19 protein-coding genes and 1 tRNA gene are annotated in these 19,635 nt (G+C 40.1%); 8 read left to right on the top strand and 12 right to left on the bottom strand.

All coding sequences use genetic code 11. The annotated features are described in order from the left end of the window. Nucleotides 1-104 precede the first annotated feature (104 nt). Nucleotides 105-971: a DMT family transporter gene (locus HMPREF1151_RS08570; RefSeq protein WP_009661853.1), complete on the bottom strand. Its 867-nt coding sequence runs from the start codon at nucleotides 969-971 to the stop codon at nucleotides 105-107. A gap of 378 nt (nucleotides 972-1,349) precedes the next feature. On the opposite strand from HMPREF1151_RS08570, the gene pflB reads away from it, so the two are divergent. The 3 genes from pflB to pflA all read left to right on the top strand — a co-directional run bounded on the left by pflB (nucleotide 1,350) and on the right by pflA (nucleotide 4,572). Further along, the gene (gene pflB / locus HMPREF1151_RS08565) at nucleotides 1,350-3,467 is read left to right on the top strand and encodes a formate C-acetyltransferase (protein ID WP_005384415.1); all 2,118 of its coding nucleotides are present in this window, start codon (nucleotides 1,350-1,352) and stop codon (nucleotides 3,465-3,467) included. A gap of 67 nt (nucleotides 3,468-3,534) precedes the next feature. After that, complete coding sequence (gene grcA3 / locus HMPREF1151_RS08560) at nucleotides 3,535-3,774, top strand: autonomous glycyl radical cofactor GrcA3 (protein ID WP_005376651.1); 240 nt, start codon at nucleotides 3,535-3,537, stop codon at nucleotides 3,772-3,774. A 12-nt stretch (nucleotides 3,775-3,786) separates the two neighbouring features. Continuing rightward, on the top strand, nucleotides 3,787-4,572 hold the full coding sequence (gene pflA / locus HMPREF1151_RS08555; RefSeq protein WP_009661722.1) for a pyruvate formate-lyase-activating protein: 786 nt from the start codon (nucleotides 3,787-3,789) through the stop codon (nucleotides 4,570-4,572). Nucleotides 4,573-4,689: 117 nt separating this feature from the next. On the opposite strand, the gene HMPREF1151_RS08550 is transcribed toward pflA, so the two are convergent. Next, entirely contained in the window at nucleotides 4,690-5,640 is a 951-nt protein-coding gene (locus tag HMPREF1151_RS08550) for a 2-hydroxyacid dehydrogenase (RefSeq protein ID WP_009661776.1), read from the bottom strand. A 230-nt stretch (nucleotides 5,641-5,870) separates the two neighbouring features. Here HMPREF1151_RS08550 and alr point away from each other — a divergent pair, with 230 nt between their 5' ends. After that, nucleotides 5,871-6,983 (top strand): alanine racemase, encoded by a 1,113-nt coding sequence (gene alr / locus HMPREF1151_RS08545; protein WP_005381499.1) that lies wholly within the window; start codon nucleotides 5,871-5,873, stop codon nucleotides 6,981-6,983. A 338-nt stretch (nucleotides 6,984-7,321) separates the two neighbouring features. Here the strand turns inward: alr and HMPREF1151_RS08540 are convergent, their stop codons facing one another. From HMPREF1151_RS08540 to HMPREF1151_RS08525, 4 genes are all read right to left on the bottom strand, one after another. After that, nucleotides 7,322-7,681 (bottom strand): hypothetical protein, encoded by a 360-nt coding sequence (locus HMPREF1151_RS08540; protein WP_232198025.1) that lies wholly within the window; start codon nucleotides 7,679-7,681, stop codon nucleotides 7,322-7,324. Nucleotides 7,682-8,237: 556 nt separating this feature from the next. Continuing rightward, nucleotides 8,238-8,855 (bottom strand): SAP domain-containing protein, encoded by a 618-nt coding sequence (locus HMPREF1151_RS08535; RefSeq protein WP_005376691.1) that lies wholly within the window; start codon nucleotides 8,853-8,855, stop codon nucleotides 8,238-8,240. Nucleotides 8,856-9,158: 303 nt separating this feature from the next. After that, nucleotides 9,159-9,234 (bottom strand) — tRNA-Thr (locus HMPREF1151_RS08530). Nucleotides 9,235-9,283: 49 nt separating this feature from the next. After that, entirely contained in the window at nucleotides 9,284-9,853 is a 570-nt protein-coding gene (locus tag HMPREF1151_RS08525; RefSeq protein ID WP_005384409.1) for a PepSY domain-containing protein, read from the bottom strand. A gap of 171 nt (nucleotides 9,854-10,024) precedes the next feature. On the opposite strand from HMPREF1151_RS08525, the gene fliB reads away from it, so the two are divergent. Beyond that, entirely contained in the window at nucleotides 10,025-10,942 is a 918-nt protein-coding gene (gene fliB, locus HMPREF1151_RS08520; protein WP_009661700.1) for a flagellin lysine-N-methylase, read from the top strand. Between the two features lie 75 nt (nucleotides 10,943-11,017). On the opposite strand, the gene HMPREF1151_RS08515 is transcribed toward fliB, so the two are convergent. After that, entirely contained in the window at nucleotides 11,018-11,686 is a 669-nt protein-coding gene (locus HMPREF1151_RS08515; protein WP_005384405.1) for a hypothetical protein, read from the bottom strand. A 180-nt stretch (nucleotides 11,687-11,866) separates the two neighbouring features. Then, nucleotides 11,867-12,772: a metal ABC transporter substrate-binding protein gene (locus tag HMPREF1151_RS08510; RefSeq protein WP_009661805.1), complete on the bottom strand. Its 906-nt coding sequence runs from the start codon at nucleotides 12,770-12,772 to the stop codon at nucleotides 11,867-11,869. A gap of 148 nt (nucleotides 12,773-12,920) precedes the next feature. Here HMPREF1151_RS08510 and HMPREF1151_RS08505 point away from each other — a divergent pair, with 148 nt between their 5' ends. The 3 genes from HMPREF1151_RS08505 to HMPREF1151_RS08495 are packed head-to-tail and all read left to right on the top strand — an operon-like array spanning nucleotide 12,921 to nucleotide 14,969. Then, the gene (locus tag HMPREF1151_RS08505; RefSeq protein WP_009661863.1) at nucleotides 12,921-13,694 is read left to right on the top strand and encodes a metal ABC transporter ATP-binding protein; all 774 of its coding nucleotides are present in this window, start codon (nucleotides 12,921-12,923) and stop codon (nucleotides 13,692-13,694) included. Beyond that, the gene (locus HMPREF1151_RS08500) at nucleotides 13,687-14,505 is read left to right on the top strand and encodes a metal ABC transporter permease (RefSeq protein ID WP_005376649.1); all 819 of its coding nucleotides are present in this window, start codon (nucleotides 13,687-13,689) and stop codon (nucleotides 14,503-14,505) included. Before HMPREF1151_RS08505 ends, HMPREF1151_RS08500 begins: the two co-directional genes overlap by 8 nt. A gap of 59 nt (nucleotides 14,506-14,564) precedes the next feature. Beyond that, nucleotides 14,565-14,969 carry a Fur family transcriptional regulator gene (locus HMPREF1151_RS08495; protein ID WP_009661878.1) on the top strand — a complete coding sequence of 135 codons (405 nt, stop codon included), beginning with the start codon at nucleotides 14,565-14,567 and terminating at the stop codon, nucleotides 14,967-14,969. A 60-nt stretch (nucleotides 14,970-15,029) separates the two neighbouring features. Here HMPREF1151_RS08495 and HMPREF1151_RS08490 read toward each other — a convergent pair whose 3' ends face one another. The 4 genes from HMPREF1151_RS08490 to bioD form a co-directional block, all read right to left on the bottom strand. Next, nucleotides 15,030-15,326, bottom strand: coding sequence for a YciI family protein (locus HMPREF1151_RS08490; protein ID WP_009661768.1), 297 nt, complete (start codon nucleotides 15,324-15,326; stop codon nucleotides 15,030-15,032). Between the two features lie 169 nt (nucleotides 15,327-15,495). Next, a complete protein-coding gene (locus tag HMPREF1151_RS08485) occupies nucleotides 15,496-16,836 on the bottom strand; it encodes an anaerobic C4-dicarboxylate transporter (RefSeq protein ID WP_009661817.1) in 1,341 nt (446 codons plus the stop codon). Nucleotides 16,837-16,957: 121 nt separating this feature from the next. Next, nucleotides 16,958-18,346: an adenosylmethionine--8-amino-7-oxononanoate transaminase gene (gene bioA, locus HMPREF1151_RS08480; RefSeq protein WP_038141564.1), complete on the bottom strand. Its 1,389-nt coding sequence runs from the start codon at nucleotides 18,344-18,346 to the stop codon at nucleotides 16,958-16,960. Between the two features lie 75 nt (nucleotides 18,347-18,421). Next, entirely contained in the window at nucleotides 18,422-19,174 is a 753-nt protein-coding gene (gene bioD, locus HMPREF1151_RS08475) for a dethiobiotin synthase (RefSeq protein ID WP_009661821.1), read from the bottom strand. Nucleotides 19,175-19,635: the final 461 nt, after the last annotated feature.

Below are 19,635 nucleotides of genomic sequence, written 5' to 3'. Positions count from 1 at the left end.
GACTGTCAAACACAAAAAAGAACCTCAACGCTAAATGAACTGCACCTCCAAAAATTGTGTCCAATTTTTGGGGTGCAGTTCAAAAAAGGTCGAGGTTCTTTTATTTATCTATATCGATTAAATAAGAATAATGATCCTAGTATAATTGGCGCTCCAATATAGAGTCCCATATTAGGATATTCTCCTAATAAAAAGGCTGCTACTACGGCTGCCACGATTGGCGAAATATACATAAAATTGGTTACATCCGAAACTTTCTCAGCATGTTCAAAGGCATAGCTCCAGAATACGAATCCTAATGCACTAGAAAAGAATGCTAGGTATACCATAGCAAGCTTCGCAGTAATTGGTGCGGCTCCAATCATTTCAATAGCATGATCTGCAAAAGGTAGTGCCATAATGGCACCTGTAAACATGGACCACATAGCGATAGTAATAGAGTCATAACCTTTCAGACTAAGCCCGCGATTTAGAATATTATAAACCGCAAACAGTATCATACCAATCAACGTCCATATGGCCCCCATTGGAATGGTCAGAGTGGAATTCCAAAAAATAATAACGGCCACACCTATAAAAGCAGTTATGGTGAAGATCCAACCTATAGGACGTATTTTATCCTTATAGACTACCAATGCCATCAATGCTGTAGTCATCGGTGTCAAAGCCATAATAATACTAGATGTAGCGGCCGGTATTGTTCGCAATCCTTCATTAAAAACGACTTGATAAACGAAGTTTCCTGTAGCCCCTAACAGAATATATAGGCCCCACTCACGCCAAGATGTAGGTATATGTAATCCCTTAAATACACCAATAATTAGCATGAGTATAGCACCACCTACAACCCTCGCTACCGAGAGTGTCAATGCATCTACTGATTGCAATGCTACTTTACCAAAAGGAAACGCCGTAGCCCAAACGGCAATGGTGGCAGATGCCCCTAAAATGGCTTTCATACGATTTGTCATTAGCATCCACCTTTCTACGTAACTCTATAATCAATACTATCTAAATATTACCATAATAAGGCCCTACAATTCCAAGAAAATCCATCACCATATATCGAATGCTTTCCTTTTATCGATATAAGTTTTCATTATTTAAAGATAATGCAAAAAATAGTTATTTCAAATATACACACCCAAATAAAGCAAGTTAAGTACTACATTTTCAATATATTTATATAGTGTTTTCAATATTATTAAATTACAAATAACATCTATTCTTACGAAATTTGCATAGTATGTATTGAAAATCCATATCATTTATATGTTGTGAGTATTAGATAAACATTGTACACTAGATATATCAAAATCTATAGTTATATCCATTTATGGAGGTGCAAAATGCAACATACTGCATGGAAAGATTTTAACACAGGTGTGTGGGATAAAGCGATTGACGTACGCGACTTTATCCAAAGAAACTATGTTCCCTATGAAGGGGACGACTCCTTCCTAGTTGGTCCTACAGAACGTACTACAAAATTGTGGGACAAGGTAATGAAACTATACGAAGAAGAACGCGAAAAAGGTGGCATGCTTGATGCCGATACTTCCGTGGCAACACACATCACTGCGCATGCGCCAGGATATATCGACAAAGACCTTGAAACAATCGTTGGTTTACAAACTGATAAACCTCTAAAACGCGCTATGTTCCCTTATGGCGGCCTTCGTACAGCAAAATCTGCTATCGAAGAATATGGCTTTAAAATGGATCCTCAAACAGAGGACTTCTTCAAAAAGCACCGTAAAACGCACAATGACGGCGTATTCGATGTTTACACTCCAGAAATGCGTGCCGCTCGTACAGCACACATCGTAACTGGTTTGCCAGATGCATACAGCCGTGGTCGTATCATCGGTGACTATCGTCGTATCGCTCTATACGGTATCGATTACTTAATCGAAGAGAAAAATCAAGAATTCAATATCACTATGGGTGATATGCTTGAGGACATAATCCGAGACCGCGAAGAGATCAAAGAACAAATTCGTTCCTTGAAAGAATTGAAAGAAATGGCTGCATCCTATGGGTACGATATTTCTGAACCGGCTAAAGATGTTAAAGAAGCTATGCAATGGATTTACTTTGGCTACCTTGGCGCTATCAAAGAACAAAATGGTGCCGCTATGTCCATCGGCCGTAACTCTACATTCCTCGATATCTACGCTGAACGCGACCTTCGCAACGGCACATACACTGAAGAACAAATCCAAGAATTCGTAGATCATTTCATCATGAAATTGCGTATGGTTCGCTTTGCACGTATCCACGAATACAACAACTTATTCACAGGCGACCCTGTTTGGACTACGGAATCTATCGGTGGTATGGGTACTGACGGCCGTACATTGGTTTCCAAAATGTCCTTCCGTTACCTACATACATTGACTAACCTTGGTCCTGCTCCAGAACCAAACCTCACTGTATTATGGTCCCCTCGCATGCCTATCGGCTTCCGCCGTTTCTGTGCGAAGTTATCTATCGAAACATCTTCTATCCAATACGAAAACGACGAATTGATGCGTCCTAACTCCGGTGATGACTATGCAATCGCATGTTGCGTATCTCCAATGCGTATTGGTAAAGAAATGCAATTCTTCGGCGCTCGTTCTAACCTAGCAAAATGCTTGCTTTATGCAATCAACGGCGGCGTTGACGAAAAACTTAAGAAACAAATAGGGCCTAAATACCGCCCTATTACATCCGAATACTTAGACTTTGACGAAGTATGGGAAAAATTCGACGACATGATGGAATGGTTGGCAGGCGTATATGTAAACGCATTGAACATCATTCACTACATGCATGATAAATACGCTTATGAAAAACTAGAAATGGCATTGCATGACCGCAAGGTAACTCGCTGGTTCGCAACTGGTATTGCTGGTTTATCCGTAGTAGCTGACTCCTTGTCCGCTATTAAATACGCTAAGGTAAAACCTATTCGTGACGAAAACGGCATCGCAGTTGATTTCGAAATCGAAGGTGAATTCCCTAAATATGGTAACGATGACGATCGTGTAGATAGCTTGGCTTCCATGGTTGTTTCCACATTCATGAACAAGGTGCGTAAACACCCTACATACCGTCAATCCGTTCCTACTATGAGCTTGTTAACAATTACTTCTAACGTAGTATATGGTACTGCAACAGGTTCCACACCAGACGGCCGTAAGGCTGGTCAAGCTTTCGCTCCTGGTGCTAACCCTATGCATGGTCGTGACTCTCACGGTGCTGTAGCTTCGTTGTCTTCCGTTGCAAAAATGCCATGGCGCGATTGCTCTGACGGTATTTCCAATACCTTCTCTATCGTTCCAGACGCATTAGGTAAATCTGGTGAAACATTTGTATCCGTAGGCGATTTTGATATTGAGTTAGACCCTTCTCAATTGCCTAACAGCAATACAAACTTCGCTTGCAGCGAACCAAATGTTACTATAGAGGAAGATAAATAATCTTCCGCCGTATTGTATGCTTTCACCGGCATCAGTACTCATATTTTGGTTGAAAGGAGGAATACCCATGAGCAACCAACAACAAGTGGATAACTTGGTAGAATTATTGGATGGCTACTCCCAAAAGGGCGGTCACCATTTGAACGTTAACGTGTTCACTCGTGAAACATTGTTAGACGCTCAAAAACATCCTGAGTTGTATCCTCAATTGACTGTTCGTGTATCTGGTTATGCAGTACACTTCAACAAATTGACGAAACAACAACAAGATGAAGTTATTTCCCGTACATTCCATCAACAAATCTAATCGAGGTTTTCTATGACAGGACGTATTCATTCACTAGAAACGATGGGTACGGTTGATGGTCCAGGCATGCGCATGGTGGTATTTCTTCAAGGATGCCCCATGCGTTGTGCCTATTGCCATAATCCAGACACGTGGAATGAAGAAAGCCAAGAAGCTAAGTTTATGACCGTCGAAGAGATTTGGCAGCAATACGAACGTAACCGTCAGTTCTATACGAACGGTGGCATTACTGTCACAGGTGGGGAAGCATTGATGCAAATTGACTTTGTCATCGAGCTTTTCACATATTTTAGTGAAAGAAACGTCCATACCTGTTTAGATACAAGTGGAATTTGTTTTGATCCCCACCAAGAGGTGGCATACCGTAAGTTACTGAGTGTAACGAGTCTCGTCATTTTGGATATTAAGGACATCGATCCTACTGTCCACAAATGGCTAACCGCACAGCCTTTAGAACCAATCCTTCAATTCGCAAAACTGACAGCTGATGTAAATGTGCCGATTTGGGTGCGTCACGTGGTGGTACCTACTATTACAGACAACGCAGATCGTCACTATAGGCTAGGCTTTTTCTTAGGCTCACTACGCAACTTACAGGCCGTCGACTGTTTACCATATCATGTGATGGGTGTTGCTAAATACAAGGAATTAGGTATCACTTACCGCCTTGATGGCATCCCGGCCGCTACAAAGGATTTAGCTGCCAAAGCGAGCAAAACCGTTGTAGAAGGCATAAAAGCATATCGTAGACATTGGTGGTGTCCCATCAAAACACCAACTAATCATAATCAAGTTTGAGGATAACTACCTCCCTTGATATATATACTATATATATTAAAAACTTGATCTATGATCTAGCCCTAAACGAAAATAACCCCTGACCACACAACCGGTCAGGGGTTATTTGTCTATCTATTAAGATACAACATTAATTGGTTCACCCTTAAAAAAGGCTTGTACATTATCTCGAATAATGCCTACCAAGCGTTGGCGTGTTTCAAGACCTTTCCATCCCATATGAGGTGTGATAATAACATTATCGAGTGTATATAGAGGGCTATCCTCGGCTGGAGGTTCTACCTCTTGTACATCAAGGCCTGCACCTGCAATGCGTTTAGCCGCTAATGCGTCACAAAGGTCTGCTTCATTAATGAGTGCACCACGACCAGTATTAATGATGATCGTCGATGATTTCATCTTAGCGATTGTATCCTTATTAATCATATGTTTAGTTTGCTCATTCAATGGGCAATGTAAGGTAATATAATCACTATGTTCTAGTAATTCATCAAGGCTTACATAACGAATACCATCTCCATCTGCCTTTGGTGTACGTGTGTGAATCAAGATATTCATACCTAGTGCCTTTGCTACTTTGATGACTTCCATACCGATGTGACCAGCGCCAACCACACCTAGTGTTTTACCATTCACTTCTGTATGGCTCACTTGTAGATATTTTGTAAAATTACTACGGTCGCCTTTAGCAAGCATACCGATTTGTTGCTGCATAGTAGATGAAAAATTGAGAAGCATCATAATCACAGTATGTGCCACACGTTCCGTACTATATGCAGGGATATTGCACACCGTAATTTCTTTTGCACGCGCCGCATCAAGGTCGATATTATTATATCCAGTACCCGCTTCTACGATGAGTTTTACTGAGTCAGGGAATTGTGAGAGTAAATCCGCCCCTACTGGCAATTCTTTGGTCACCACCACGCCAGCCCCTTGAATACGTTCAATAACTTCTTCATTAGTGCTATCGTCATAGACCTGTACATCATTTGATAAAACAGAAAAATCTAGTAAATGATCGTAGTTCATCTTGCTAGCATTAACTACTACAACTCGTTCGTTCATCATATCCTCCTCTATGTTTCTATGATTTGTGAAAGCATCTTATATACTAATTATACTACCAAAAGCTGTGAATTATACGTCATATTCAATATCATCCTATACTAATTATGACTAATAACATCTAGATAATAAGTGTAAATGAAATTTTAGCATAAACTTTCACAAAAACTATTGTTTAATTCCCTAAAAGTTATACAATAAAAGTAATGTATTTTAGGAGTGAAATTATCATGAGACCAACATATTTAACGATTGATACAAGCTTGGTTCGCGAGAACCTACGCAAAATAAAAGACAGTCTCCCTGAGTGGAGTACATCCACAGCTGTTATCAAGGCCAACGGCTATGGTCACGGTAGCGTTATGATGGGACGTATCGCTGTTGAAGAAGGTTATGAATCCTTAGCTGTCGCGATTCCAGAAGAATCTGTACCACTTCGCAATGCTGGTATTATGGTTCCTATTTATCTATTGGGCCTTACGAGACCACAATCCTTTGAACTTGTAGCGGATACCAATTCTATTCCTGCTGTTTGCGAATCTACAGATTTAGAGGCCCTTAACAAGGTGGCTGACAACCACGATATGATTATCCGTGTCGCCGTAGCTGTTGATACAGGCATGCATCGCATAGGCATTAAACCAGAGGATGCGGTGGAGTTCATTAAGCGCGTTGAATCCTATCCCAATCTTGCAGTAGATGGATTCTTTTCACACATGAGCAATGCCGATGCAGCCGATCAAAGCCACGCCCATGGGCAAGCGCAAAAATTCCATACAATGGTGGACGAAATCCGTGCCTTTAGACCTGATGCGGACTATCGCTTCTCCTTGGCAAACAGCGCCGGTCTATTATCCGTAAAGGATAGTCTATTCACAGATGCACGACCAGGTATCATCCAATACGGCATCATGCCATCTCTCGATGTACCAAACCGATTAGGCCTCAAACCAGTCCTATCCCTCCACAGTGAAGTCGTACACGTGCAACATCTCGAAGCAGGCGAAGGCATTGGTTATGGTTCTACCTATATTACTCCAGAGCCGATGACAATCGCTACTATTCCTGTAGGCTACGCCGACGGTTATCCACGCAGCCTATCCAATCGTGGTACCGTCCTCATCCAAGGTACCCGTTGCCCTGTAGTAGGACGTATTTGTATGGACCAATTCATGGTGGCTGTACCTGATACGATTACGGTTAAACCAGGCGACAAGGTTGTACTATTGGGTTCTCAAGGACATGAAAGCATCTCTGCCCTTGAAATCGCAGCCCTCGCCTCCACCATTCCTTATGAAATCTTCTGTGGCTTCTCTGATCGCGTGCCACGACAATACATATAACGCAAAAAGGATGACATTGATGATTCCAATGTCATCCACAAAAGTAAAAGCACCACCGAAAATTCGGTGGTGCTTTTTTTCTCCTATACCATACACATATGGATTGTGTGTGTTGTGTGTGTATTGTGTGTTGTGAGAGAGATATGTATATACATCATGTATATACTTATGAATTGGGAGGGACCCCTTCATAAGGAGGCCCTAAGGCGACAGACGGCATAGGAGAGAGTCAATGTATGTCTGAACCACCAAAGGGCCCGCATCGGGGTGCACTGGGAGATGTATGCACCCCAAGGCGCCGATGGGATAGCGCAATGTATGTGTATTGGTATAGTAGATTATTTATGAGCTTTATCTGCTTTTTCAGCCTTTACAGCTGGAGCAGGTTGAGCTTTTTTATTGGATTTTACGACCTTAGTTGTTTTATGGTCTTTTTTATCCGCTTTTATAACCTTTGTTGTTTTTGCATCCTTTTTATCTGCTTTTGCAACTGCAGGAGTTGTATCAGCATCCATGGACGCAGCTGCAGGGTTTGCTACAGCAGGAACTACGACAGGTTGTGCAGTTTGTACTGCTTCTTTAACGACCGGCACAGGTTGTACTTGTGGGGCTTCTGCTGCATAAGCAACTACGCTAGTGCCTAATACACCAGCTACTGCCAATGCAAGGCTAGTTCTTACGATAGATTTCTTCATCATGTCCTCCTAAGTTTCAAATAGTTAATCGCATATAGGTTATATTACTTAACCCAGCTACAATCACATCTGTTTACCACCTAGGCCTATGGCGGCTAACTGAGACCATCTTAGCCACCGCGTATGAGATGCAAATTAAGATATCAGAACAGCTCAATTTATTGCATGAAATATATATGAATTTTCGGCTAAATTTCTATAGAATTTTTACAAATGTGATTCATGAATCATCAATTCATATTATGTCTGCTGATTTCTGTGAAAGCCCATAGCATGCAACATTTCCCATATTATTAAATACTAATTTTTTCAATATGACCCACAGCTAGATCATTCATGAGTAAATTTTTAGAAAAAATACTATATTTAGCTACCAAAAAGCTACCAATAGATTTGTAATTTTTAAAAAATAAATTTGAAATACTGGTTAGTAACTCTTGCGAGTTTTCCCTATTTATTGCTCGCAATATAAATTGAAAATAGGCATGGAAAAGACGATAGATTTTTTATTTCTATCGTCTTTAATACTTTATATTCCCTTCGACAAACTTGAAGTTGTTTACTTACAGTACTCCTCTATTTTGTAGCTATATTCTTTTAGAAGTCCCCGTGAATAAATCTTTTTATTTTTTGAATCTCTAACTTCTTTCCAAAGAATAGCCGCAACTTTTAACTTGTTAGAGTAATGATTGCTAAACTCATCTGCACAAAAATCCTTTAGAAATTGATTCCATTGGCAAGCTGAATTATCATACTTGGCGTAGTCTGACTCTCCATAGTATATTTTAATCATATCTTGGATTGTAAAATTTATGTTGTTGTCCCGTTTTACTTTTCGCCAAGCTGTTGCCATATCAGCATTAAATTTAAAGGGATTAACACCTGTTACAGCTGAAAAATAATCACGAAATTTCTGATTAAAGGAAAACCCACATTCAAGTAATGATGTATTTAGGGTTATTATTTCGGTTTGATTTTTATTTCTTTTCCTCAAAAATTTTTCTACTCTATTTCCCTTAAAATATTGTTCTATAATATGATTTAATTCTTTTTTTGTACATCTGTATTCTAATCCAAGGTACTTACAAATTTGTGAAAGCTCTTCTCGATACCAGTAGTATCTGTTAAATTCTTCAAATGATTTTATATCTCTAAAATCAGGTCTATTTTCTTCCAAATGCTCACCTCTACAACTCCAAATTTCTAAATGGGGTTTTTTTATATATTAGATACTTTCAACAAAACGCAACATTCCAGATACCCTAAAAAAGCTATTAAACATATATTGACATATATTAACATACTCTAATATATAATAAGAACCCCCTAGGCGATAACCTAAAGGGTTTTTTAGAGAGGACAAATTATAATCAACTTATAGACTATCATGAATATCTAAGAGTATCAATAAAGCTGGTATTATCTATATTTATTTAATCTATCCAATTCATTGATACTCACAGAAATTCATAAAATTAGATGGAGCTGATAATAGGATTCGAACCTACGACCTACTCATTACGAATGAGCCGCTCTACCAACTGAGCTATACCAGCATGTGTATAGTAACATCCTACTCCTATTGCAGTAAGATGTCAAATACACCTATTTTACGCCTTTTACAGATACAAGTTCACCTGTGAAAGCGTCTACATGCACTTCAATTTCTTGATGATTAGCGGCACCAAATGCTACATCGTATACAAAACGACCTTTTTCATTTTTTACAGACCAGCTATTAAGGCTTGTTGCTTGGCCTTTTGTTTGAGCAAAGGCAAAGTTTACAACTGCGTCTGGCGTTAAAATACGAGTAGGATCAAAGGCCTTTTTCTCTAAACCAACCTTGTATGCGCCTTCTTTTGTTTCACCAATTTGATTTGTATTGTAGTTGTATTTCAACTCATATTTACCTGTTGAATCAAAGCCTTCAACTTCATATTTAATTTGACCATCTTCGCCATCAAATGCAATTTCTGTAATCGCTGCTTTTGGATGTTGTTGAATGAAAGCATTGAGCAATGTATTGGCGCCTACAATAGCTGCATGATTAGCATCAACAACTGCTACTGTCGGTTGTACCGGTACAATACTTGCCGCATCAACAACTGGTGCATTTACCCCAAATGCCGCTGCTAGTGCCAATGCAATACCGCCTTTTACGAACATAGATTTCATAAGTTCCTCCTACATAATAAGATTAGTAAATATTCCATATACTATTATTATACACAATAATTAGGACTTTCACGAACAAAATCATAATCTAAAATAACACCCACGAATAGATAGCATATGTTACAATTTAATTAGTAAAACAGTAGTTAATAATATATACAAGTGAGTACTATGATTTCTTTATATCCAACCTTTTACCATACATTTCAATGCAAAGCCAATCAATGTCATCATACATGTTGTCAAAAGTGGACTATCGATGTAGATGAGGAGACGGCTAAATTATACCAAACACTGCCTACACCATTAGGTGAAGATCTACGGAAATTTATGACTGTCGATGACGAAGGCTATTATTTCATGTTTAGCGACAAACAGCCTACCTGTCCGTTGCTACGGGAAGATGGATTGTGCCGCGTAGTCTTAGAACTAGGCGAAGATAGTTTATGCGATACCTGTCATATGCATCCGCGGTTCTATAAATATATCGAAGACCTCGAGCTCTGTGGCGTCGGTCTATCCTGCGAAGAATCGGTAGAAAAGTTACTAGCTACCGAAGGCGATCAATTGCAATTCACCATTGAAGATGATGACTGCGAATTTACTGCTGAAGACCGTCCCGTACTCGAAAATATCTTTGACCTCTTAGCATTAGGTATTAATCCGGCTATTTGTCAGTTTACACTCAATCATTCTATCCACTACTGCCAAGAGTTAGTTACTATATATAAGAAAACGGAGCCTATCGATGAGGAATGGACAAATCAACTAACCCATTTAGAGGCCATGCTGTCATCGACAACGGCATCAACTACGATGGACTTACTTAAGGCCGACACCATCGATGTATCCGCACTCAACAAGGTGTATCAATACATCTTATACCGCCAAATTGATATGCTTGCAGAATACTCGTTAGAAAGCCTTGTGCGATACGCCTTTGACGCCACAGTATTCATCGCATTGCTAACACATCAATTCGGAAATCTGCCAGAGCAAATTAGACGCTGGTCTGAACAAATCGAATACGATGAAGATAATGTAGCATTCTTATTTAATGAATATGAAAACAACAACCATGACAAATAAGAATTATCGGGCAAATCATGCGTAGTTGCTATATAACGATGAAAAGACACATTCCAAAAAACGGAATGTGTCTTTTTAAAATAGTAGTATGCCTAAAAATTTTATGCCTACCCAGATGATGTACGCACCGCATATAACGAGAAGTCCTTCAAAGGCATTGCCCGAAACGGAGGCCCCCACAATACGTCCTACCACGGTGATTAAGGACATGGTAAGAAGAAGGCAAATAATCGTAAGAAATACGCCCAATAACAACACGAGGACGACAGGAGCTTTAGCGAAAGCAAAGAGTACACCAATGCTCAACATGTAGATACCGATTACCACTTGCGCATATGCAATACAGTGGAATACACCGGTTAAAATAGTCATCGTATAGCAATGACGAGCACGCCATAATGCATATCCACTGATAAGTATAGCCATAACTAAAGCTTTCACAATCAGCAATAGCCATCTGCTCACATCCCACAGAGGTGTCGTCGTACTCAACTTTTGTAGCAATCCATTGATTTCAATGATATTAACCATAGGAAGTTGTTCAATTTTCATAAATGTTGTGGGATTCATGATGAAGTGTTTCATAGCCTCCGCATATACCGAATCACCTATAGCGGTGAATTGGTAACATATAACGGCTAGCACCATCATCACGACTAATTGAGTTATGCTGGTACGTTGACGATATATGCGTACGCCATCCGTATCGATAGGCCCTACTAATCGATCAAAGAATTCAATCATATGTCCTCTTAATACTTATTAATACAACACAATACAAAGTATGCGTCAATGCACATAAATAGTACATTATTTCATGAAACGCTCATTTATTATAACATAAAAGCAAGGTATAGAATATACCTTGCTTTTAATTTTATTATATTTTTATGTTATAAATAGTTTAATTTTACTCATAAAAAGTTATTGCAAACTTCCTAAGATTTTAGTCAAATTATCATCCATTCGTTCAAGATATGTTTTATCGTCTTCCTTGCTTTCGATAGTATAAATAGTTTCTACCTTAGCGCCTACTTCTTGAGCTAATGTCTTAGATACTTCTGGACTAGCCATTTCTTCTGCGAAGATTGTGGTAATCTTGTTTTCCTTGCAGTATTCGATGAGTTTAGCCAATTGTGCCGCATTTGGTTCACCTTCTGCAAACACATCTTCTACGCTATTTTGTTCTAATCCAAAGTCACGGCATAGATATGCAAAAGCAGCATGACCTGTTACAAAGTTTTTATGTGGAGCTTTTGCGAATTGACCTTCGTATTTTTGAATCATCGCATCTAATTTTGCCACATAATCATTGTAGTTCTTTTCGTAATAATCCTTATTAGCAGGATCTACCTTTACCAATGCATCCTTAATATTTTTAACTTCAATCTTAGCATTTTTCAAAGACAACCATGTATGAGGGTCTTCAGCGCCATGCTCTTTAATTTCGTCAGGATCTGTGTTCTTAATAGCCTCTACACCGTCAGATGCTTTCACAGATACAAGTTTATCGTTTTTAGCCGCATCAATCGCTTGTTGCGCCCAAGGTTCCATGCCGAGTCCGTTATAAACAAATACTTGCGCTGATGCTAATTGTTTCATATTCTCTGGTTTTAATTCAAAGTCATGTGGTTCCGTACCATCTGGAATAATCGTAGATACCTCTACCTTATCGCCACCGATAGCCTTCGCAAATTCAGACATAGCATTAAAACTTGTTACCACTTGGATTTTCTTACCTGCTTGTTCCTTTGGCGCATCATTACCACAGCCTGCAAATAGAGCAGCCATCAGCACGCCAACTACTAACAATACCAGTTTCTTGACCATAGTAGGCCTCCTTTTTTCTAAATCCTGAGTGCTCATGCTATTATAGTATATATAGTATTCTTTAGTTGCAGTTGCGACTCAGTTGCATTTGTAATATAGTTATAGTATAAACGTAGTAATAATTTTGTCAATCAGAAAAGTGGTTTTTATGTTATCAATTCAACATCTTTATTTTTCATACCAAGGTCAACCGCCCTATGTGCTAAATGATTTAAACGTAGAGGTCCATAGTGGCGATTATATTTCCATCGTAGGCGACAATGGTTCTGGTAAAAGCACCCTCTTGCGCCTCATTCTAGGTTTTCTAACGCCTGTAAAAGGTTCCATCACATGTAACACGAACAATATTCGTTATGTATCACAAAAGAATGATTTCTCCCATGCTGGATTTCCTATTACAGTCCATGAAATTCTAGATTCCTATCGCAAGCTATTGAACATCAAAGATAAGCATGAAGTGAATCGCGTTCTTGAACTCACACATATGACGGAGTTTAAAGACCGCCTCATCAGCAAATTATCCGGCGGTCAAGCACAGCGCGTTTCTATCGCACGGGCCCTTATCGGCAATCCAGATCTCATCATTCTCGATGAACCATCAACGGGCATCGACCGCAAGAGCCAAGAAGGTATTTATGCCCTCTTGTGCTCGTTAAATCAAGAGCATCATATTACGATTATCTCCGTAGAACATAACTTAGAAATGGCCCTTGCAAACTCAACAAATATCTATCATATTGCAAATGGTCAAGGTCATCTCTGCTCCCCTGAACAATATGCTAGCGAAATCATGCATAACACGGGGTGCAATCCTGTAGACCATAAAAACTGTTCCTGCTTTACAGACGTGACGGCTCAGGCTCAGGCTCAGGCTCAGGCTCAGGCTGATGATACAACATCTAAGGAGGTGCGCCATGTTTAATTATGATTTCATGCAAAATGCCTTCTTCGTAGCAGTCTGCATTTCTCTATTATGCCCATGCATCGGTATATTTATGGTACTACGCCGGTCCAGTATGATTGGCGACACCATGAGCCACGCATCCCTCGCCGGAATTACCCTAGGCTTATTAACCAATACGAACCCTATATTAGGGGCTTTCATATTCACCGCTATCTGCGGCGCTCTTATCGAGTTCTTGCGAAAATACTTTTCTCATCATCTTGATTTAATTCTTACCATCATCTTATCTCTCAGCATCGGTACAGCCATTACCCTCATCAGTTCTGGCAAGCTGAAAGCTAACGCTAACGTGTTCTTCTTCGGTAGCATCTTAACCGTAAATACTACAGATATGATTAGCATTGCAGTACTTACCATATTATCTGTGTTAACCTTGTATTTCCTCTACAACTCACTGCTCTACATCGCCTACGATGAAGAGGCAGCACGAGTAGCGGGTGTAAAAGTGGATTTGATTAACTATGTATTTGCTATCTTAATGGCGGCAGCCGTATCCATTTCCATCAAAATCGTCGGCGTTCTCGTATTAAGTGCCATGATCGCCTTACCGGTAGCCTCTGCATTACAATTGGAAAAAGGTTTTAGAACAACCTTACTCTGCTCCATTGGATTTAGTTTACTAGCCATGATTATCGGCCTATTCGGATCCTATTATCTTAACGTAGCACCAGGTGGCTTTGTATCACTTACATCGGTATTCATCCTATTGGTAGTACTCATCATCAAGAATATTAAATCCATTATTCGGAGGATGCAATTTAGTAAATAAATAGTATGTGTACAAGAGTACATACAGTTAATAGTTAACCCATAATAGAAAGCATTATTATGAATACAACACATTGGCCAGAAGGCATAAAAAAGACCAAACAGCGCGAAGCTATTTGGTCCGTATTAAACTCAATGGATAAACCGATTACCGCCATCGAAATTGCTGAACGATTAGGCGATGGCAGCACCACCTGGATGTCTACCATTTACCGCACCCTTGAGTTATTAGAAACAAAAGATATCGTTACACGTACCACCATCATGGGTAGCGACATGGCATACTACGAAATTACACCCCATACGCACCGTCACTATGCGGTATGTACGAAATGTGGAACTATGATACCTCTACATACCTGCCCCGTCGTAGAAATGCCACAGGAACTTACAGATGTAGATTTTACAGTAACAGAGCATCACCTAGAAATTGCAGGAATCTGCAAGGACTGTAAAAACAGATAAAACGCCAAAAGGGCCCCTAGTCTAATGTACTAGGGGCCCTTTCATATGGGATATCTAATATCAATCTATATAGTTTTTAATCGCTTCATTGAACAATGTTACCTTATATTCGCGAATCTCATAGGTTGCCAATTGCTCCGCATAATATGCGTCAAATTGTACAGCCTCTTCTAAGTCCTCAACTGTTCCTTGAGCGATAATAAGGCTTTCACCAGAGTTATCTGGTCTTGTGCCAAACATTAAAAATTTTCCTGCATCAAAATATGTTTTATACCAGATATGATGCTTCTCTCTCAATGCCTCGAATGCTTCCGGCGGGATGCGATTCATATCTAGCTTGATAGAAATCGTATACATAATAGGCTCCTATATCATCTTTCTCTACCATACTATATATCCCTCTCTTATTTATAGTATAGCATTTTTCCAATAATGTATCCATTGCACAACAATTAACAGGGCCTAGTCGTATGTGACTAGGCCCTGTGTATTATGCATAGTATAGGATTTTATACGCTTTCACCAATTACAACATCAATGGAGCAATAACGAAGCCAAGTGCTACAGAAATAGCAATGGCAAGTACGCCTGGGATGAAGAATGGATGGTTAAATACGAGATGACCGATTCGGGTCGAACCTGTATCATCCATTTGTACAGCCCCCAAAAGTGTTGGGTATGTAGGTAGTACAAAGAGTGCAGATACGGCCGCAAAGGATGCGATAATGATATATACAGATCCCGTATTTTCCGGTGTAATACCTAAAGCAAGGATTACTGCCGGTACAAGTGCTTGTGTAGTCGCTGCTTGGCTATACAAAAGCGTACTAGCAAAGAAGAAGGCAACTGCTAACAAGAATGGATATGCCGTTACCATGCTAGAGGCCATGGCTTTAATTTCAGGGATATGACCTTTTACAAAGGTATCGCCTAACCACGCTACGCCGAGAACACAGACGCAAGCAGATAAACCAGATTTGAATGTACTTGTGTTGACAAGTTGTGCTGTATCTAATTTGCAGAAGAATGTGATAGCCGCTGCAATAATCATCATGAATCCGACGATGGCATCGTTTCGGCCAAAGATAACCGGTTTAATAATACCGATATTCTTAGAAATTGCTGTTGCATAGAATACGATACAAATGATACCAATTAAGAAGATTAATACAGATTTTTTCGCACCTGGTTTTAGATGGAAATCCGTATTCTTTTCGCGAGGTGGTGCCACATGGCCTGCGGCCAAACGTTCTTGGTAAACAGGATCAGAGGACAAATCATTGTTCGTAAAGGTCGACATGATAAAGGCAGTAATCATAACCGCAATAAATGTTGTGGAAATACAAATACCAAGCAATGTTGGATAGCTAACACCGAACGGTTCAAGGAATCCGCTCATAGCAACAACCGCTGCGGATACAGGGCTTGCGGTAATACCGATTTGGCTGGCTACAACGGCAATCGATAGAGGTACGGACGGCTTGATGTTCTCGCTCTTTGCAACCTCTACAATTACAGGAATCATAGAAAATGCCGTATGACCTGTACCAGCTAAGATTGTCAAGAAATACGTAACTGTAGGAGCTAAATAGTTGATGTGTTTAGGATTTTTACGCAAGATATTTTCCGCAATGCGTACTAAATAATCTAAACCACCAGCCAACTGCAATGCACAAATTGCGGCAATGGCTGACATAATGATTAGGATAACATCCCAAGGGATTTGCCCTGGGAACATCCCCATACCGAGGCTCAGCAATACGACGCCGAGGCCGCCAGCATAGCCGATGCCCATGCCACCGAGGCGTACGCCCAAGAAGATGGCACCGAACAAGATAATGACTTGCATAATTACATAAATGTCCATACGATGACCTCCTTTGAATATATATACTATACATATATAGTATCATAGATATGCAGAATAATCATCGTATTTTGAGAATGTATAGAATATATTTTACATTATGCAAGTAAAATGCTTTTTATTATAGAATGATTGGCTTCAAATCTTCTAATACGCCCTCTTCTTCTGTGGCACGTTTAATACTGTCACCTACGATGCGAACCATGTCTTCCAATTGTTCCACCGTGGATGCCAATGGTGGCATAAGGATAACCACATCGCCGATTGGGCGGCAAATAAGGCCTTGTTCACGAGCTAAAACGGCAACCTTTGCACCTACCGCATCATTTGGGCGATACGCTTCGTGAGTAGCAACGTCCTTTTCAAGTTCAATACCTACAATAAGACCTCGTTGACGTACTTCTTTAACATGTTTTAACTGTTCGATAGGTTTGAGTGCCTTTGTAAAAGCCTCAATCTTCGCAGATAATCCTTCGATAACCTTTTCATCGCGGAATACTTTCAACGAAGCCAATGCAACAGCACATGCCAAGGCATTACCGGTGTAGGAATGGCCATGATAGAATGTTTTCTTTTCTTCAAATGTGCCAAGAAATGCATCGAATACGCGTTTTGTAGTCAATGTAGCGGCCAACGGCAAATAACCACCCGTAATCCCTTTGGATAAGGTCATAAAATCAGGCGATACGCCTTCATGTTCACAAGCAAAGAATTTACCTGTACGACCAAAGCCTGTTGCCACTTCATCAACGATGAGGAATACATCATGTTTAGAAGTTAACTCACGAACGCGTTTTAAATAGCCGTGAGGCATAACAAGCATACCGGCCGCAGCCTGCACTAATGGTTCCATAACGAGAGCTGTAATTTCGTCTCCTTCTTCATTGAGGATACGTTCCAATTCTGCTAAGGAATCTTCAAATGCTTTATCTCGATCTGCTACATCACGGTATACACCAGGGCTTGGCAAGGTTAAAGGTTTGAACAACAAATTATGGAACACTTGATGGAACAACTGAATCCCACCTACAGATACAGTACCTAATGTATCACCATGATAGCCCGCATTGAGTGCAATAAATTTCGTTTTCTTTGTTTGACCTACTAATTGACGGTATTGGTACGCCATCTTAATAGCGACTTCAATAGCCGTACTACCATCATCGGATAAGAATACCTTTTCCAAACCTTCTGGTGCCAATTCAACTAATTCTTTACACAACTGCGCTGATGGAGGGCTCACCAATCCGAGCAATGTACTATGCGCAATCTTATCAACTTGGTCCTTCAACGCTTGATTAAGCACAGGATGATTATGGCCATGAATATTAACCCACAAGGATGATACACCATCATAATACTTTTTACCCTTGTCATCGATCAAATACACGCCTTCACCGCGTTCGATAACTACAGGTTCTTGTGCTAACCAGTCTTGCATTTGTGTAAATGGATGCCATACAAATTCGTGGTCCCATTGTGCAATTTGTGAAAGTTGTTTCTCTGCCATCATAACACCTCATACTTAAGATTTTATATCTATACTATCTACTTAATTCCAGATTCCTTGTATATGGAGCTTTCACTAAATGCCCCATACAGTTTGCCAAATCTTAGCCGAATCTAAGAATGAACGCCCCCAACCAAGTTTGATATGAGCTTGATTAGGTCCTTGATATGGAGGAAGTACACCGAGCACCGGAATACCGGTATACCGTTCCATATCCTCAATATTCGTCTTTAATAAGAATGGATCCACCACAGTCGTATCATTTACAATGATTCCTTTTACATCAATATGATGCTGTTTTGCATACTCATACGTTAACACAACGCGATTGATAGAACCTAGACGCCCATCAGCAACCAATATGGCAGGATATGCAATATCCGTCATAAGATTTGTAAACGTAATATCCTTAGTAAGAGGCGTTGTAATTCCACCAGCCCCTTCTACAAATGTAATATCGTGTTGATTTACAACCCTTTTCACATGATTTACAATCTCTGGATAATCGATGTCCACACCGGCCAACTCTGCCGCCAAACGCGGTGAATAATCCCCTGCCAATGCAATAGGATTCACCTCGCGACGACGCGACTCAGGAATACCTACAGACTGCATCAAATAGGTAGCATCCTTACTTTCAAGCCCCATGCATATTTCATCTTCATCCATCGTTCCGCATTGAGAAAACGGAACCGCACTAGACGACACAGGCTTAACCATGCCCACATCAAAACCATCGTCCACTGCTAACGCCCCAAGCAAACCTGTGACAAACGTCTTACCTACATCCGTATCCGTACCAATAATAGAAACACCTAACTGTCTCATACGAGCACCTCTTTACCATATCGAATCAGCATTAACAACTATGCATATATAATTAGTTGACAATTTAATTACAGTATAAAACTTACAAATAGAACAGTCAACTATATACAATCTATACAGGTTGACAATTTTCGCTATAACAAGAGCCACTCATACCTTCGCAGCGACATTCCACTATTAAATAAAGAGAGATTCCGCTATATTGAGCGGGTAAGCATAACCCAATGAGACTAGTTTACACGCAAAGTAAATAGAAATAGAGGGTCCCTTTCCACAGCGACTTTGGCCCTGCGAAGGCCGCAGGCCGGAGTCAGACCCGGCCGGTGTTTCTCTCATTAAATACAGAGGAATTCCGGAGTATTGTGGTTATACGTAAACTCGATGGGACCTAATTACATCTATAGTTATAGCAAGAGCCACGCATACTCTCGCGCGACTCTCCCTCGCTTAGATATGACCCG

The sequence above is a fragment of the Veillonella sp. ACP1 genome, assembly GCF_000286635.1.
Taxonomy (GTDB): Bacteria; Bacillota; Negativicutes; order Veillonellales; family Veillonellaceae; genus Veillonella; species Veillonella atypica.
The sequence above is the reverse complement of the archived record's forward strand: the minus strand, read 5'-3'. Positions and strand labels throughout refer to the sequence as shown.

Excerpts from the sequence above, each read along its gene's own strand:
- HMPREF1151_RS08505 (WP_009661863.1), top strand. The coding sequence starts at position 12,921 with ATGTTATCAATTCAACATCTTTATTTTTCATACCAAGGTCAACCGCCC.
- HMPREF1151_RS08495 (WP_009661878.1), top strand. The coding sequence starts at position 14,565 with ATGAATACAACACATTGGCCAGAAGGCATAAAAAAGACCAAACAGCGC.
- alr (WP_005381499.1), top strand. The coding sequence starts at position 5,871 with ATGAGACCAACATATTTAACGATTGATACAAGCTTGGTTCGCGAGAAC.
- HMPREF1151_RS08525 (WP_005384409.1), bottom strand. The coding sequence starts at position 9,853 with ATGAAATCTATGTTCGTAAAAGGCGGTATTGCATTGGCACTAGCAGCG.
- pflB (WP_005384415.1), top strand. The coding sequence starts at position 1,350 with ATGCAACATACTGCATGGAAAGATTTTAACACAGGTGTGTGGGATAAA.
- HMPREF1151_RS08540 (WP_232198025.1), bottom strand. The coding sequence starts at position 7,681 with ATGATGAAGAAATCTATCGTAAGAACTAGCCTTGCATTGGCAGTAGCT.
- pflA (WP_009661722.1), top strand. The coding sequence starts at position 3,787 with ATGACAGGACGTATTCATTCACTAGAAACGATGGGTACGGTTGATGGT.
- bioA (WP_038141564.1), bottom strand. The coding sequence starts at position 18,346 with ATGGCAGAGAAACAACTTTCACAAATTGCACAATGGGACCACGAATTT.
- fliB (WP_009661700.1), top strand. The coding sequence starts at position 10,025 with ATGATTTCTTTATATCCAACCTTTTACCATACATTTCAATGCAAAGCC.
- HMPREF1151_RS08550 (WP_009661776.1), bottom strand. The coding sequence starts at position 5,640 with ATGAACGAACGAGTTGTAGTAGTTAATGCTAGCAAGATGAACTACGAT.
- HMPREF1151_RS08510 (WP_009661805.1), bottom strand. The coding sequence starts at position 12,772 with ATGGTCAAGAAACTGGTATTGTTAGTAGTTGGCGTGCTGATGGCTGCT.
- grcA3 (WP_005376651.1), top strand. The coding sequence starts at position 3,535 with ATGAGCAACCAACAACAAGTGGATAACTTGGTAGAATTATTGGATGGC.
- bioD (WP_009661821.1), bottom strand. The coding sequence starts at position 19,174 with ATGAGACAGTTAGGTGTTTCTATTATTGGTACGGATACGGATGTAGGT.
- HMPREF1151_RS08490 (WP_009661768.1), bottom strand. The coding sequence starts at position 15,326 with ATGTATACGATTTCTATCAAGCTAGATATGAATCGCATCCCGCCGGAA.
- HMPREF1151_RS08485 (WP_009661817.1), bottom strand. The coding sequence starts at position 16,836 with ATGGACATTTATGTAATTATGCAAGTCATTATCTTGTTCGGTGCCATC.
- HMPREF1151_RS08515 (WP_005384405.1), bottom strand. The coding sequence starts at position 11,686 with ATGATTGAATTCTTTGATCGATTAGTAGGGCCTATCGATACGGATGGC.
- HMPREF1151_RS08570 (WP_009661853.1), bottom strand. The coding sequence starts at position 971 with ATGACAAATCGTATGAAAGCCATTTTAGGGGCATCTGCCACCATTGCC.
- HMPREF1151_RS08500 (WP_005376649.1), top strand. The coding sequence starts at position 13,687 with ATGTTTAATTATGATTTCATGCAAAATGCCTTCTTCGTAGCAGTCTGC.